Source organism: Brevundimonas sp. (assembly GCF_013912005.1).
GTDB lineage: Bacteria > Pseudomonadota > Alphaproteobacteria > Caulobacterales > Caulobacteraceae > Brevundimonas.
In genome coordinates, this window is record NZ_JACESB010000007.1 from 37,701 (window position 1) to 52,882 (window position 15,182).

Consider the following 15,182-nt stretch of genomic DNA (forward strand, 5'->3'; position numbering starts at 1 on the left):
AACAGCCGCCCCCGTTTCTGCAGTCTGCCCGACGCTGATCGCTTCAGGAGCTCCGGTGACCGATCTTCACCTGGCACGGGGCCCAAGGCCTGACCGGATGGCGCTGGCCTTCGCTGCGCTGGCGATTCTTCTGTTCGGCGCACGGACATTCACCGTCGGTCTCGGCGGCGCCGACTGGCTGGAGGCGGCTTTCGGGTGGGCGTCGCTGGCGGCGGCCCATCTCAGCGGCTGGCGCACGGCGCTCCACGTTCGCCGCTGGCGAAGCCGACGGCGGGAAGCCGCCTCGCAGCCGGTAACCGGACCTTAACCGGAACAGCACAGGAACACCTTGTGGACGTTTGCGGTTTGTTCCGTTAGCGTTCCCGGAACGGGATTCGCCTCGAGGTCTCCATGCTCACGCGCAAACAGCACGAACTGCTGATGTTCATCCACGAACGGATCAAGGAGACCGGCGTCTCCCCGTCCTTCGACGAGATGAAGGAGGCGCTCGACCTGGCGTCGAAGTCGGGCATTCACCGGCTGATCACGGCCCTGGAGGAGCGCGGCTTCATCCGCCGGCTGGCCCACCGGGCGCGGGCGCTGGAGGTGGTCAAGCTGCCCGAGCAGGCGACGACCGGCGCCCCGCGCGGCCGGCCCGGCTTCACCCCGGGGGTGATCGAGGGCGGCGGCCGGCCGGCCCCGGCCGAACCGGCCAACGACACCCGCGAACTGTCGCTGATGGGCAAGATCGCCGCAGGCACCCCGATCGACGCCATCGAGCACGAGCGGGCCCGCTACCCGGTGCCGGAGGCCATGCTCGGCGCCGGCGAGCACTACCTGCTCGAGATTGAGGGCGATTCGATGATCGAGGCCGGCATCCTCGACGGCGACATGGTGATCATCAAATCGACCGACCACGCCAACTCGGGCGAGATCGTCGTCGCCCTGGTCGAGGGCGAGCAGGCGACGCTGAAGCGGCTGCGCAAGAAGGGCGCGTCGATCGCGCTCGAGCCCGCCAACCGCAACTACGAGACCAAGATCTTCGGCGCCGACCAGGTGGCGGTGCAGGGCAAGCTGGTCGGACTCATCCGCCGCTACCACTGATCGCGCTGCGGCCCCGTCCCGGCTCTCCGCTGCGCTTCGGCCGGGATGACAGGGACGGCGCTTCCCTTCGAGCGGGAGGCCCCTTGTCATCCCGGAGACGGCGCGGCCGTCATCCGGGACCACGGGCGGTCGCCCCGGGCGTCCGCCGTCCACGACGCCCGCCACCGGCCCGCCGCCGGCGGCCCGTCCCGCCACAGCTCCACGGCCCCGCCGCGCGCCAAGTCGACGCCGTCCAGCACCAGCCTGCCGTCGCAGACCGCCGGCAGGGCGGCGACCTCGGCGCGGACGGCGACGACCGCGGCGGACCGGCACATCCCGGCGATCTCCGCCGGCTGCGGCGGCCGGCGCCCCCACCACAGGGCCACCGGTCCGGCTTCGAGGGCGGTCGGCGCGCAGGCGAGGCGTGAGCAGGCCCATCCTTCCGCCGGCCGCGCCGCCGCCGTCAGGCCCCGCCGTCGCGACCAGACGTCGACCGCGAACTCACGGACGCCGGGGCGGACAACCACCGCCTCGCGGCCCCTCACATAGGCGGCCTGGGTCCCGCCGTCCCCGATCCACAGGTCCGGGGCCGGGGGGCGCGGCCACAGCAGGACGGCGCAGGCGAACGGCAGCCCGAGCCAGCGCAGCGGTCCGCGCCACAGGCAGATGAACAGCACGCCCAGGAAGGCGACCGGCAGGGCGGCGTCCGGCGCGCTGGCGACGGTGCGCACCGCGCCGGGAAGCCCCGCCGCCTGGCGGCCGACGGCGAGGGTCGCGTCGATCCCCTGCCCCGCCAGCCACAGGAAAGGCCCGCCCAGCCCCGCGGGCTCCAGCAGGGCGCCGAGGGCCAGGGCGGGCATGACCAGGAAGTCCGAAAGCGGCGCCACCGTCAGATTCGCCGCCAGGCCGTACATGGCCACCCGGTTGAAGTGCTGCATGGCGAACGGTCCGGTCGCCGCGCCCGCGACGAGGCTGGCCAGCACCGCCGCCCCCAGCCAGGCGCCCATGCGTTGCACCGCCAGGATCGGCCACGGGGCCGAGATCTCCTTCGGCCGCCGCGGCCACGCCTCGACCAGGGCGACCAGGGCGGCGGTGGCCGCGAAGGACATCTGGAAGCCGGGCGTGACGATGGCCTCCGGCTGCAGCGCCAGCACGACGAGGGCGGCGACGGCGAGGGCGTGCATGGTGATCGCCTGCCGGTCCAGCAGCACGGCGACGAAGGCGATGCCCGCGGTGATCGCCGCCCGTTCGGCCGGGGGCGGAGCGCCGGAGACCACCAGATAGACGCTCACCGCCAGCAGGCCGGCGACCGCCGCCACCTTCTTGCCGGGCGCGCGCAGCGCCAACCACGGCCAGGCCGCGACGAGCAGCCGCACGAGAAAGAAGGCGAAGCCGCCGACCACCGCCATGTGCAGGCCGGAGATCGACAGGATGTGGGCGATGCCGGAGTCGCGCATCGCCTCGACCTCGTCCGGGTCGAGCCAGGCCTCGTGACCCGTGGTCATGGCCGCCGCGACGCCGCCTGTCCGGGGGCCGAGGCGCGCCACGATCCGCCGGGCGAGATCGTAGCGGACGGCGTTCACCGCCATCACCTGCCGCAGCCGCCACGGCGGCTCCGGCAGCAGGGCCGGCCGGGTCTCGCCGACGGCGAGGGCGACGCCGCCGATGCGCTGGAAGAAGGCGGCCCGCCCGAAGTCGTGGGCCCCGGGGCTGGCGGGGGCCGGCGGCGGATTGAGGATGGCGTAGAGACGCACCGGCGTCCCCGGCGGCGGCGCCTCGCCGCGGAGGGTGGCGCGCAGGCGGACGGGGGTGGCCTCCGGCGCCAGGCCGCGGATCCGCACCGGCGCCAGCACGACGCGGGGTCCGGCAGCCCCGGGGCTGTCGACGTCCACCACCCAGCCCTCGATGACCGTCGGGCCGTCGCTGGCGGGGGCGACGGGGGCGGCGACGGATTCGGTGCGCAGCCGCGCCGTCGCCAGACCGAGGGCCAGGCAGGCCAGCAGCATCAGCGGCAGGGTCCACGCCCGTCCGGCCCCGCGCCGCCGGACCGCCTGCCAGACGCCGGCCGCCGCCGCCGCCACGATCACGAGCGGCGCGACCGGCGGCTCGGACGGCAGGCCGAAGTAGACGGCGCAGCCGCCGCCGAACGCCACCGGGGCCCACAGCCGCCAGCGCAGGGCCTGGGCGGCGATCTGGTCCCGCAGGAAGCGCCGCGCCCGCGCCGCCGGGGTGGGCTTCGCCGCGTCGGGCGCTATAAGGGCCGCCCGAACGGACCGACCCGCCATGACCTCACCTGACCCGAAGCCCGAAGTGGTCACCCGCTTCGCCCCCTCGCCGACCGGCTATCTTCACATAGGCGGCGCCAGAACGGCGTTATTCAACTACCTGTACGCGCGCGGGCGCAACGGAAAGTTTCTCGTCCGCATCGAGGACACCGACCGCGAGCGCTCCACCGACGCGGCGGTGAAGGCGATCTTCGACGGTCTGGCCTGGCTGGAGCTGTTCGCCGACGAGGAACCGGTCTTCCAGGCTTCCCGCGCCGACCGGCACCGCCAAGTCGTCGACCTGCTGCTGGAAAGCGGCTGCGCCTACCGCGACTTCCTGACCGCCGAGGAGACCGGCGCCCTGCGGGACGCCGCCAAGGCGGAGGGCCGGCCCTTCGAGTCGCCCTGGCGCGACCGCGAGCCGACCGTCGACGACCTCGCCCGCCCGCACACCGTCCGCTTCCGCCGGCCGCTCGACAGCGCCGTGGTCGTCGAGGACGCCGTGCAGGGACAGGTGCGCTGGGACTCCGCGGCCCTGGACGATCTGGTGATCCTGCGCTCCGACGGGGCGCCGACCTACAACCTCGCCGTGGTGGTCGACGACCACGACATGGGCGTGACCCACGTCATCCGCGGCGACGACCACCTCAACAACGCCGCTCGTCAATCGTTGATCTACGACGCCCTCGGCTGGCCGCGGCCGGTGTTCGCCCATATCCCGCTGATCCACGGCCCCGACGGCGCCAAGCTCTCCAAGCGCCACGGCGCGCAGGCGGTGCACGAATACGCCGAGATGGGCTACCTGCCCGAGGCCATGCGCAACTATCTCGCCCGGCTCGGCTGGAGCCACGGCGACGACGAGCTGTTCTCGGACGAGCAGGCCCGGGCGTGGTTCGACCTGTCCGGCGTGGGCAAGGCCCCCGCCCGGCTGGACTTCGACAAGCTGGCCCACGTCAACGCCCACTGGATCCGCATGGCCGAGGACGATCGCCTGGCCAAGCTCACGCTGGACGTCCACCTCGCGCGCGGCCACGCCCTCGGCGAGAACGACGAAGCCCGGCTGCTGCAGGCCATGCCCTTCGTGAAGGACCGGGCGAAGACCACCCTCGAACTCGCCGACCAGACCGCCTTCGTGCTGAAGTCCCGCCCGCTCGCCCTCGACGACAAGGGCCGCGCCCTGCTGTCCGGCGAGTCCGGCGAGCGGATCGGGCGACTGCGCGATCGGCTGGCGCTGTTCGCGAGCTGGGACGTCTTCGCTCTCGAGGCGGAGCTGAAGGCCTTCGCCGGGGAGGAGGCCGTGGGCTTCGGCAAGATCGGCCCGGCCGTCCGCGCCGCCCTTGCCGGCGGGTCCCCGTCGCCGGATATCGCGAAAACGTTGGCGGCTTTGGGGCGGGAAGAAGCCCTCGGGCGCTTGGACGATGCGCTGCAACAGACTAAGTGACGTTCACAATCGAAACGCGGCCGGCGCCTCCCCGCGCCGGGCCGCCGCAGAATCGCGAAGGGGCGCATATGACCGAACAAGCCAAGGCCGCCGGCACGGCGAAGCTCACCTACGGCGACAAGTCCGTCGATCTGCCGGTGCTCTCGGGCTCCACCGGTCCCGACGTCATCGACATCCGCAAGCTGTACGGCGCCACCGACGCCTTCACCTATGACCCGGGCTTCACCTCGACCGCCAGCTGCGAGTCGGCCCTGACCTTCATCGACGGCGACAAGGGCGTGCTGCTGCACCGCGGCTACCCGATCGACCAGCTGGCCTCGAAGTCGAACTTCGTCGAGGTCTGCCACCTCCTGCTGCACGGCGAGCTGCCGACGGCGGCGGAGTACGAGTCGTTCGAGAACAGCATCACCATGCACACGATGCTGCACTCGCAGTTCGACCGCTTCTTCGAGGGCTTCCGCCGCGATGCCCACCCGATGGCGATCATGGTCGGCACGGTCGGCGCCCTGTCGGCCTTCTACCACGACAGCCTGGACATCCACGATCCGGTCCAGCGCAACATCTCGGCCATCCGCCTGATCGCCAAGATGCCGACCATCGCCGCCCGGGCCTACAAGTACTCGGTCGGGCAGCCGTTCGTGTCGCCGCGCAACGACCTGAACTACGCCGAGAATTTCCTGCGCATGTGCTTCGCCGTGCCGGCCGAGGACTATGTGGTCAATCCGGTGCTGGCGCGGGCCATGGACCGCATCTTCATCCTCCACGCCGACCACGAGCAGAACGCCTCCACCTCGACCGTCCGCCTGGCGGGCTCGTCGGGCGCCAATCCGTTCGCCTGCATCGCCGCCGGCATCGCCTGCCTGTGGGGCCCGTCGCACGGCGGCGCCAACGAGGAGGCGCTGAACATGCTCAAGGAGATCGGCACGCCGGACCGGATCCCCGAGTTCATCGAGGGCGTGAAGGCCAAGAAATACAAGCTGATGGGCTTCGGCCACCGGGTCTACAAGAACTACGACCCGCGCGCGAAGGTGATGCAGCAGAGCGCCCACGAGGTGCTGGAGGCCGTCGGCGATCCGAACGACCCGCTGCTGCAGGTCGCCCGCGAGCTCGAGAAGGTCGCGCTGAACGACGAGTACTTCATCGAGCGCAAGCTGTTCCCGAACGTCGACTTCTACTCGGGCATCACCCTGTCGGCGATGGGCTTCCCGACCTCGATGTTCACCGTCCTGTTCGCCCTGGCGCGCACCGTCGGCTGGATCGCCCAGTGGCAGGAGATGATGGAGGACCCGTCGCAGAAGATCGGCCGCCCGCGTCAGCTGTACACCGGCCCGACGGAGCGGGACTACGTGCCGATCCAGAACCGCGGCTGATCGCCTGCGGCCAGGCTCAGAACGAGGGCGTCGGAGCGGGAGCTCCGGCGCCTTCGTCGTTCCGGACGTCCCGGCGGTGCGGCAGGGGCAGATCCTGCGGCGGAAGCGGCCCCAGCTCGACGCCGATGTCGCGCGTTCGCCAGCGGAGCAGGCGGACCTGAAGGCGCGTCGCCTCCCGGTCGAGCGGCGTCTCGAGCGCCAGTCCGGCCCCGGGGGCCAGATGCGCCGCACGCGCCTCCAGCCCGCCGACGCGGCGGCCGCACCGGTCGAGAAGGCGGATCTCCACCGCCACATGGTGGCAGACGTCCCGCGCGCGGCTCCTGAGGTCGCCGCACCAGACGAGGGATCCGGACGCCGCGCGGCGCACGGGCCCGGGGACCAGTATGAGGTCGTCCCGCTCGGTTCCGACCGGGTCGACCTGGATCGAAAGCCCCCGCAGCCCCGCGCCGCCCTCGGCGCTGGCGATGGTCCACCGCCGTCCCTCTCTCAATCCGCCGATTTCCGCCTGATCAAGCATTGCCTTGCCTCCGTCGCTGGGGGAGGTTCGAGCCTGCCTTCGCGCCCGCTGAGCGGCATGAGCAAGTGATGAGGTTGTGCTGAAACATGGCGCCGGGCCGGTTCCGCTTCGAGGGCTTTCTGCTCGACCCGCACGACCGCCAGCTGCGTCGGCACGATGAATCCGTCGAGCTGAACGCCCGCTATCTCGACGCCCTCGCCCTGCTGGTGCGCGAGCACGGCCGTCTGGTCTCCAAGGATCGTTTCCTGGAGGAGGTCTGGCGCGGCGTCCCGGTCACCGACGAGGCGCTGACGCAGTGCATCCGCACCCTGCGCCGGCAGCTCGGCGACGACGCCGGCCGGCCGCGCTTCATCGAGACCGTGCCCAAGCACGGCTACCGCTTCATCGCTGCGGTGGAGCGGGTTGACGAGGCCCCCGCCCCGGTCCCGTCGACCACAGCGTCGCCGCCCGCCGGACCGCCGGCCGCGGAGCGGATCGCCCCCGCGCCGCTGATCGCCCTGCTCGCGGCCGCGGGCATGGCCGGCGGCGGCGGCGCCGGGGTGCTGGGCGGGCTGCTCTACGGCTTCATCGGGGCCTCCCAGCCGCTGCAGGCGGGCATGGGGGCGGTGTCGATCCTGCTGGTGCTGATCTGCCTGACCGTCTTCGTGGGCCTGATCGGCGGTCTCGGCGTCGGGCTCGGCATCGCCTGGTCGGGCTTCGCCGCCGGCCGCCCGGGGCCGTGGAGCATCCTCGGCGGCGCCCTCGGCGGACTGGTGGTCGGCGCCGCGGTCAAGCTGGTGGCCGGCGACGCCTTCAGCCTGCTGTTCGGGCAGACGCCGGGGAACATCACCGGCGCGCCCGAGGGGGCCCTGCTGGGCGCGGCGGTGGGCGTGGGGGCTTGGCTGGCGAACCGCGGCCCGGACGCCCTGCGCCTGCGTCGCAGCGTGACCGCGGCGGCCCTCGCGGGGGGCGCGGCGGGAGCCGTCATCCCGCTGACGGGCGGGGCCCTGATGGGCGGCAGTCTGGCGCAGCTGGCCGGCCGCTTCCCCGGATCGCGCCTGCGCCTCGACCAGATCGGCGCGCTGGTCGGGGAGACGGGCTACGGCCCGGTCAGCCAGAGCCTGACCGGCGCCCTGGAAGGCGCCCTGTTCAGCGCCTGCCTCGTGGCGGCGATGATCCTCGCCCGGCGCGCCCTGCACGGCGACGGCTGGCGCGCCCTGCTGCGCCCCACCCCGGTCGACTAGAGGGTCCGGCCGGACTTCTGGCGGATCACCGCGAGCACCGCATCGGCGGCGATCTCCGACGGATGGCGGCCCTCGCGCCCCATCAGGTCGAGGGCCCGGGTCTGGCGGATCGCCTGCGCCCGCCGCGCCTCCGGATCGCCGAGCAGCCGGGCGGCCTCCGCGGCCAGCTTCTCCGGCGTCGCATCCTTCTGGATCAGCTCCCGGGCGATCTCCTCGTCCGCCGCGTGGTTGAACAGCGTCGCGTACTTGCCCGTGAAGAACGGCTTCATGATCGCGTAGCTGAGCGGCTGGAAGCGGTAGCTGATGACCATGGGCGCGCCGGCCAGCGCCAGTTCGGAGGAGACCGTGCCGCTGGTGGCGAGCGCGACCGTGGCCGCCAGCATGGCGTCGTACTTCTCCGCCTCCTGCACCAGGTGGACCCGAAACGGCCAGGAGGCCACGCGGCCGGCGACCTCCCCGACCACCGGGCCCGCCGCCACCACGGCGATCTCCAGCGCCGGATCGCCCTGGCGCAGCCGCGCCACCGCGCCCTCGTACACCGGCGTCATCAGCCGGATCTCCGACGGCCGGCTGCCGGGCAGGACCAGCAGCAGATCGGCGTCCGCATCGATCCCCCGCTCGGCCCGGAAGCGGGCCGGATCCGCGGCGCTCATGTCCACGTGCAGGGCCTGGGAGCCGACCACGGTCGTCGGCAGCCCCTCGCGCTCGAACCAGGGCGCGTCGAAGGCGTAGAGGGCCAGCAGGTGGTCGACGCTGTCGGCGAGGGTCTTCGCCCGCCCCGGCCGGGACGCCCAGACCTGGGGGCCGACGTACTTGATCAGCGGCACGTCAGGCAGGGCGGCGCGGATCGCCCGGGCGACCCGGATGGTGAAGCCCCAGCTGTCGATCAGCACGACCGCATCGGGCGCCTCGGAAACGGCGAGGGCGGCGGTGTCGGCGACCCGCCGCTTCACCGCGCCGTACGCCTTCAGCCCCTCCAGCCAGCCGAGGACGGAGAGCTCGCGGATGTCGAACGGGCTGGCCACGCCCTCGGCCGCCATCTTGGCCCCGCCCACGCCGACAAAGGCGATGTCGTCCCCCAGCCGGGCCTTCAGCGCACGGGCCAGGCCGGCCCCGAGGTCGTCCCCCGAGGCCTCGGCGGCGACCAGCATGATCTTCAGCGGCCGGCTCACCGGGTCTCGCCCCAGACGTAGAGGCCCAGCCGGTCGGCCGCCGCAATGATCGCGGGCCGGTCGATGACGATCAGCTTGCCGGCGATCCCGGCGACCCCGGCCAGACCCGCCGCCGCCGCCAGCTCGACCGTGCGGGCCCCGATGACCGGCATGTCGACCCGCAGGTCCTGGATCGGCTTCGGCGCCTTGGCGAGGGCGCCCTTCGGCGCGCCCGGCGCGCCGCGCAGGTCCGCCGGCAGGCCGGCCACGCGCATCAGCATCGCGTCCGTGCCCTCCTGCGCCTCGACCGCCAGCACCAGGCCTTCGCACACGACGGCCCCCTGGCCGATGTCCAGTTCGCCTGACTTTTCCGCTACATGCAGCGCCTTCCTGAGATCGGAAAGCTGCTCCGCCGTCGGCTGCAGGGCGCCGAGCGCGCCGGCGGGGAGGGTTTCGCCGCCGAGGATGTCGTCCGCCCCTTCGACCGCGAAGCCTTCCGCCTCGAACACCGACAGGATCTTGCGCAGCAGGGCGTCGTCCCCCTGGCTGGCCGCCTTGATGATGCCGGGGAGCAGGGTCGCGCCCTTGAAGTCGGGCTTCAGGGTGCGGAAGTCCGGCCGGTTGACCATGCCGGCGAGGCAGACCGCCCGGCAGTCGGCCTTCTTCATCGCCGAGAGAATGCGGCCGATCTCCGCCATGCCGGCGTCGATGCCCGGATAATGGGCGAGATGCGGGTCGGCGAAGCCGGCGAGCCGGACCACGAACACGGGCCGTCCCTCGGCCTCGCAGCGGGCGGCGACGGACAGCGGCAGGGCGCCGCCGCCGGCGATCAGGCCCAGCTTGCCGCTCATTGTTCCGGCAGACACAGCGGCCGCCGGCCGCCGTCGCGGATGAAGGCGACGATGTCCATGATCTCCGGCAGATCGGCGTAGCCCGCCTCGACGGCGTCCAGCCGCTCGGCGAAGGGCGCGTCGTCGCGCTCGAACAGGTCGCGATAGGCGGCCAGCAGGCGGCGGATGGCGTCCTTGCCGTAGCCCTTGCGCTTCAGCCCGACCAGGTTGAGCCCGTGCAGGCTGGCGTGATTGCCCCAGGCCGAGCCGTAGGGGATGACGTCGCGGGTCACCGCCGCCAGACCGCCGACGATCGCCCCCTGCCCCACCCGGCCGAACTGGTGCACCGCGCACAGGCCGCCGAGGAAGACCCGGCTGCCGACGCGCGAATGGCCGCCAAGCGTGGCGTGGTTGGCCATGGTCACGTGGTCGCCGACGATGGCGTCGTGGCCCACGTGGGCGCCCGTCATGAACAGGCCGTTCGAGCCGATCGTCGTCAGCTTGCGGTCGCCGGGCGTGCCGCGGTTGAAGGTGCAATGCTCGCGCACGACGTTGTCGGCGCCGATCTCCAGCCGCACCGGCTCGCCCTTGTAGCCGCCGTGCTGCGGGTCGCCGCCGATGACGCTGAAGGGGTGGATGACGGTGCGCGGCCCGACAGTGGTGTCCTGCTGAACCACCACATGGCTGACCAGCCGCACGCCCTCCGACAGGATCACGCCCGGCCCGACCGTGCACCAGGGGCCGATCTCGACGCCGTCGGCGAGCTCCGCCTTCGCGTCGACGGTGGCGGTGGGATGGATGCTCACGCCGCCGGCTCCGCCACTGTGACCACCATGGCCATGAACTCGGCCTCGGCCGCCAGCTTGCCGTCGATGAAGGTCTCGCCCCGGAACTTGAAGGCGTCGCCCCGCGCCTTGGTCACCTTCACCTCCATGCGCAGCTGGTCGCCCGGCCGCGCCGGCTTGCGGAAGCGCACGCCGTCGATGGACATGAACATGATCACCTTGCCCTCGACCGACACGTCCAGCGTCTTGGACATCAGCAGGGCCCCGGTCTGGGCCATGGCCTCGACGATCAGCACGCCCGGCATCACCGGATCGATCGGGAAGTGGCCGGGGAAGAAGGGCTCGTTGTGGCTGACGTTCTTGATGCCGACGATGGAGGTGTTGGCGACGAAATCCTCGGCCTTGTCGATGAGCAGGAAGGGATACCGGTGCGGCAGCCGCCGCATCACCTCGGCGTAGTCGATCTTTCCGTCGTCGCTCATTCGTCCGTCTTTCCCGCGCGGGCCTTTGCGGACGCCTGTTTGGACACCCAGACGGTCTCGCGCAAGAACTGACGCAGGGGCCGGGCCGGATAGCCGGACCAGGTTTCGCCCGGCGGGATGTCGGACAGCACGCCTGCGCCGGCCGCCACGCGGGCCCCCGCGCCGATGGCGATGTGGTCGCCGACGCCGGCCTTGCCGCCGAAGACGGCGCCATCCCCGACCTTGACCGACCCCGCGATGCCGGTGTGCCCCGCCAGCAGGCAGTTCCGGCCGATGACGCAGTTGTGGCCGATCATCACCAGGTTATCGATCTTGGTGTTCTCGCCGATCACGGTGTCGTCGTAGGCCCCGCGATCGATGCAGCTGTTGGCGCCGACGGTCACGCCGTCCTGCAGGATCACCCGGCCGAGCTGGGGGATGTCGATCGGCCCCCCGGCCGATCCCGCCGCGCCGAAGCCGGGTTCGCCGATCCGGGCCCCGGCGTACAGTTTCACCCGGTCGCCGACCAGGGCGCAGGCGATGCTGACGTTGGGGCCGATGCGGCAGTCGCGGCCGATCTGCACGCCGGGCCCGATGACCGTGTTCGCGCCGATGCGCGTGCCGCGGCCGATGCGGGCGCCCCGCCCGATCACCACGCCGGGATCGGCGACGACGCTGTCGTCCTCGGCCGCTTCCGCCAGCGGAATGGCCGTCATTTCGAGAGGCTGGTGCAGGAGGGCCGAGGCGCGCGCCCAGGCGGCCTGCGGCTCACGGGACACCACCACCGCAGCGGCCGCCGGGGCCGCCTCGACGGCGGCGGCCGGCAGGATCAGGCAGCCGGCGGCGGTCGCCCCCACCTGGTCGAGGAAGCGCCGGTCGGCCAGGAAGGCGACGTCGGCCGGGCCGGCGACCGCCAGCGGCGCCACGGCGGAGACGATCCGGTCTCCGCCGCGCGCGACCTCCGCCCCGATCCGCTCCGCGAGCTCGTCGACGCGCCGCGCCGGCAGGCTTTCGAAGAAACGCGGATCGGGCACGGTGCGTCGATTACTGCTGCTGCTGAACCGGGACCGGCATGCGGTTGAACGCCGGCAGGCTCGGGACCTGGCTGTTCAGGCGCTGGAGGACGAGTTCGCTGATGTCCATCTCGGGGTTCAGCTGGAACACCTCGGCGCGGTTCAGGAGGATGCTGCAGCCGCGCTCCTGGTAGACCGCCGCAACGATCGGATCGGCGGCGGCGGCGAGGGCCCGGCGCTGCACGAACTCCGTGTACTCGAGCTCCTGCACGCGCGTCTGGCGCAGTTGCTGGTATTCGGTATAGCGCTGCTGAAGCGCGCCGGCGCGCTGCTGGCGCTCGGCCTCGGACAGGCTGGCGCCGCTGGTCTCCAGCGCCTGGCCTTCGGTTTCGATCGCCTGCTGGTACGGCGCCAGTTCGCCGGCCACTTCCTGCTGCAGCTGCTGCAGGCGGGAGGCCAGACCCTGGCCGGCCGTCGAACGGCCGAAGACGCCCTGCAGGTTGAGGACGCACAGGCCCGGAATGGGCGCGCCGTGACGGAGCTGCTGCGCTTCCTGGGCCTGGGCGGTTCCGGCCAGGGCCATGGCGGCGAGGGCCGCGCCGATGGTGAGGATTTTCATGGGTAGTCTGCCTGTTTGACGGACCCTGCGGGCCGCGTGCCTAGAACTGGGTGGAAGTCGAGAAGCGGAAGGTCTCGGTCTTGTCGTAGTCTTCCTTGCCGAGAATGTGGCTGAGGTCGAAGCGGATCGGCCCCATCGGGGAGCGCCAGTGGATGCTGACGCCTGCGGAGGCGCGAAGCGCCAGTTCGTCGACGATGTTGGAGTCCGGCAGCCCCTGCGAGTTGACCGTGTAGCGATCGTCAAGCAGGCCCAGCGTCCCGACGTCGGCGAACAGGGAGGTGCGGATGCCGTACTCTTCCGGGAGACCGTTGGGGACGGTGAGCTCCAGGGTGCCGATGGCGTAGAAGTTGCCGCCGAGGGCGTCCGTCGTGGTCAGATCCCGCGGTCCCATGCCGGCGGTCTCGAAGCCGCGGAAGCTGTTGCCGCCCTTGAAGAAGCGGTCGTTGATCCGGATCGGATCGCCGCCCCAGCCGGTGACGTAGCCGGTCGAGGCGCTGGCGCTGACCACCCACTCCGGCGAAATCCCCCAGTAGGCCGACACGTCCGCCTCGGTGCGCACATAGTTCACGTCGCCGCCGATGCCGGCGAAGTCCTGGCGCAGGGAGCCGGTCCATCCCCGCGTCGGGCGAACGGGATCGTTCCGCCGGTCGACGAACAGGGTGTAGCCGGCCGAGGAATTGAGGAAGGACCCGACCTGGTCGCACAGGGCGTTGGAGCCCGAGCCGCTGGCGCCGCAGTAGTTCGTGGGAACGATGATCTCGTCGCTCTTCAGGAAGTAGCGCGTGCTGAGCAGGGTGTAGCCGTTCAGCGGGTACGAGAGACGCAGGCCGCCGCCAGTCGAGCGGTAGTCGTACGACGAGTACTCGCTGAGGTCGTAGCGCGAGTGGAAGGCGTCGAAGCCCGCGCGCAGATCGCGGCCGAGGAATCTCGGCTCGGTGAAGCGGAAGTCGATCTGTTGGCGCAGCGAGCCCCATTCCAGCCGCGCCACCACGTTCTGGCCGCGCCCGCGGAAGTTCCGCTCGGTCACGCCGAGGTTGACGACGAAGGAGTCGACGGAGCTGAAGCCGGCGCCCACGGAGAGCTCGCCGGTCGGCTGCTCGGTCACGGTGACGTTGACGACCGAGCGATCAGGGGCGGAGCCGCGCGCCTCCTCCACGGTGACGTCCTTGAAGAAGCCCAGGCCGCGCAGGTTGTTGCGCGAGCGCTCCAGCAGGGTCCGGTTGAAGGCGTCGCCCTCGCTGAGCATCATCTCCCGGCGGATCACGTGGTCGAGGGTGCGGGTGTTGCCGACGACGTTGATGCGATCGACGTAGACCCGCTGGCCCTCACGGATGTTGAAGGTCACGTCGACCGTGTCGGTCTCCGGATTGGCCCGGTAGTTCGGCTCGATCTCGACGAAGGCGTAACCGGCCGAACCGGCCGCGAAGGTCAGGGCGTCGACGGCCGACTCGATCTTGTCGCTCTCGTAGAGGTCGCCCTCGCGGATCGGCAGCAGGAGACGCAGGAAGTCGGCGTTGAGCCGGTCGTTTTCGGTGACCACCTCGACCTTGCCGAAGTTGTAGCGGTCGCCTTCGTCCAGCGTCAGGGTGATGGCGAACGAGCCGTCGTCCGGCGCCAGTTCGCTGATCGCCGACACGACCCGGAAGTCATAGTAGCCGCGGTTGGTGTAGAATTTCCGCAGCTGCTCGCGGTCGTAGTCCAGCCGGTTCGGGTCGTAGTTGTCGTTGCTGGTGAACAGCCGCCACCACTGCGACTGCTTGGTGACCATCACCTCGCGCAGGTCGTTGTCCGGGAAGGCCTCGTTGCCGAGGAAGGTGATGGCGCGAACGCCGGTCTCCGGCCCCTCGTCGATCTCGAACACCACGTCGACGCGGTTCTGCTCCAGCTGGACGATCTTCGGCGTCACGGTCGCCGAAATGCGGCCCGAGAGCCGGTACAGCTCGACGATCTTGCCGACGTCCTCCTGCACCCGGGCCCGGGTGTAGATCCCGCGGGGACGGAGGGTGACCTCCTCCTCCAGCTTGTCGTCCCCGACGGCGCTGTTCCCCTCGAACACGACCTGGTTGATGATCGGGTTCTCGACGATCTCGACCACCAGGTCGCCGTTGGGCTGCACGCCCAGTTGCACGTCGGCGAACAGCTGCGTCCGGGTCAGGGTGCGGACCGCCACGTCCAGCACGGCCGGATCGACCGCGTCCCCGGGCTGGATCGGGAGGTAGGACAGGACCGTCGTCTGGTCGATGCGCTGGTTGCCCCGCACCAGGATGCGGTTGACACGGAGCTGCTCGGGGGCCGCCGGGGCGGTCTGGACGGGCTCGGCCGCCGCCGGATCGGGCGGGGTCTGCGCCAGCGCAGGGCCGGCCAGACCGGCGGCGACAGCCAGGGCCAGCAGGCTGGGGCTCGCGGCGCGGGCGAAACGAAGGGCGGACGCGTCTTTTCGGATCAT

Annotated in this window: 14 protein-coding genes; 5 read left to right on the forward strand and 9 right to left on the reverse strand. The window is 71.7% G+C overall.

Annotated features, from left to right (window positions below; genetic code table 11):
- The first annotated feature begins 97 nt into the window (after positions 1 to 97).
- Positions 98 to 307: a hypothetical protein gene (locus tag H2038_RS07000; RefSeq protein WP_292110871.1), complete on the forward strand. Its 210-nt coding sequence runs from the start codon at positions 98 to 100 to the stop codon at positions 305 to 307.
- An 83-nt stretch (positions 308 to 390) separates the two neighbouring features.
- Positions 391 to 1,083: a transcriptional repressor LexA gene (gene lexA / locus H2038_RS07005; protein WP_292110873.1), complete on the forward strand. Its 693-nt coding sequence runs from the start codon at positions 391 to 393 to the stop codon at positions 1,081 to 1,083.
- A gap of 86 nt (positions 1,084 to 1,169) precedes the next feature.
- On the opposite strand, the gene H2038_RS07010 is transcribed toward lexA, so the two are convergent.
- Entirely contained in the window at positions 1,170 to 3,347 is a 2,178-nt protein-coding gene (locus tag H2038_RS07010) for a ComEC/Rec2 family competence protein (protein WP_292110875.1), read from the reverse strand.
- On the opposite strand from H2038_RS07010, the gene gltX reads away from it, so the two are divergent.
- Together gltX and gltA are read left to right on the forward strand one after the other, a co-directional pair.
- Positions 3,346 to 4,767, forward strand: a complete 1,422-nt coding sequence (gene gltX, locus H2038_RS07015) for a glutamate--tRNA ligase (RefSeq protein WP_292110879.1) — start codon at positions 3,346 to 3,348, stop codon at positions 4,765 to 4,767. The two genes, H2038_RS07010 and gltX, sit on opposite strands and share 2 nt — an antisense overlap.
- A 68-nt stretch (positions 4,768 to 4,835) precedes the next feature.
- Complete coding sequence (gltA, locus tag H2038_RS07020) at positions 4,836 to 6,137, forward strand: citrate synthase (RefSeq protein ID WP_292110882.1); 1,302 nt, start codon at positions 4,836 to 4,838, stop codon at positions 6,135 to 6,137.
- Between the two features lie 16 nt (positions 6,138 to 6,153).
- On the opposite strand, the gene H2038_RS07025 is transcribed toward gltA, so the two are convergent.
- Positions 6,154 to 6,654, reverse strand: a complete 501-nt coding sequence (locus tag H2038_RS07025; protein ID WP_292110885.1) for a hypothetical protein — start codon at positions 6,652 to 6,654, stop codon at positions 6,154 to 6,156.
- 86 nt (positions 6,655 to 6,740) lie between these two features.
- Here H2038_RS07025 and H2038_RS07030 point away from each other — a divergent pair, with 86 nt between their 5' ends.
- Positions 6,741 to 7,877, forward strand: a complete 1,137-nt coding sequence (locus H2038_RS07030) for a transcriptional regulator (protein ID WP_292110888.1) — start codon at positions 6,741 to 6,743, stop codon at positions 7,875 to 7,877.
- Here the strand turns inward: H2038_RS07030 and lpxB are convergent.
- Genes lpxB through bamA form a run of 7 tightly spaced genes read right to left on the reverse strand, consistent with a single transcriptional unit; the run spans position 7,874 to position 15,182 of the window.
- On the reverse strand, positions 7,874 to 9,049 hold the full coding sequence (lpxB, locus tag H2038_RS07035) for a lipid-A-disaccharide synthase (RefSeq protein ID WP_292110890.1): 1,176 nt from the start codon (positions 9,047 to 9,049) through the stop codon (positions 7,874 to 7,876). The genes H2038_RS07030 and lpxB overlap by 4 nt on opposite strands.
- On the reverse strand, positions 9,046 to 9,879 hold the full coding sequence (lpxI, locus tag H2038_RS07040) for a UDP-2,3-diacylglucosamine diphosphatase LpxI (RefSeq protein ID WP_292110893.1): 834 nt from the start codon (positions 9,877 to 9,879) through the stop codon (positions 9,046 to 9,048). The genes lpxB and lpxI overlap by 4 nt, the downstream gene beginning before the upstream one ends.
- Positions 9,876 to 10,664 carry an acyl-ACP--UDP-N-acetylglucosamine O-acyltransferase gene (gene lpxA, locus H2038_RS07045; RefSeq protein WP_292110894.1) on the reverse strand — a complete coding sequence of 263 codons (789 nt, stop codon included), beginning with the start codon at positions 10,662 to 10,664 and terminating at the stop codon, positions 9,876 to 9,878. Before lpxA ends, lpxI begins: the two co-directional genes overlap by 4 nt.
- Positions 10,661 to 11,125 carry a 3-hydroxyacyl-ACP dehydratase FabZ gene (gene fabZ, locus H2038_RS07050; protein WP_292110898.1) on the reverse strand — a complete coding sequence of 155 codons (465 nt, stop codon included), beginning with the start codon at positions 11,123 to 11,125 and terminating at the stop codon, positions 10,661 to 10,663. Before fabZ ends, lpxA begins: the two co-directional genes overlap by 4 nt.
- On the reverse strand, positions 11,122 to 12,138 hold the full coding sequence (gene lpxD / locus H2038_RS07055; protein ID WP_292110900.1) for a UDP-3-O-(3-hydroxymyristoyl)glucosamine N-acyltransferase: 1,017 nt from the start codon (positions 12,136 to 12,138) through the stop codon (positions 11,122 to 11,124). Before lpxD ends, fabZ begins: the two co-directional genes overlap by 4 nt.
- A 10-nt stretch (positions 12,139 to 12,148) precedes the next feature.
- Positions 12,149 to 12,736, reverse strand: coding sequence for an OmpH family outer membrane protein (locus H2038_RS07060; protein WP_292110903.1), 588 nt, complete (start codon positions 12,734 to 12,736; stop codon positions 12,149 to 12,151).
- A 40-nt stretch (positions 12,737 to 12,776) separates the two neighbouring features.
- Positions 12,777 to 15,182 (reverse strand): outer membrane protein assembly factor BamA, encoded by a 2,406-nt coding sequence (gene bamA / locus H2038_RS07065; RefSeq protein ID WP_292110905.1) that lies wholly within the window; start codon positions 15,180 to 15,182, stop codon positions 12,777 to 12,779.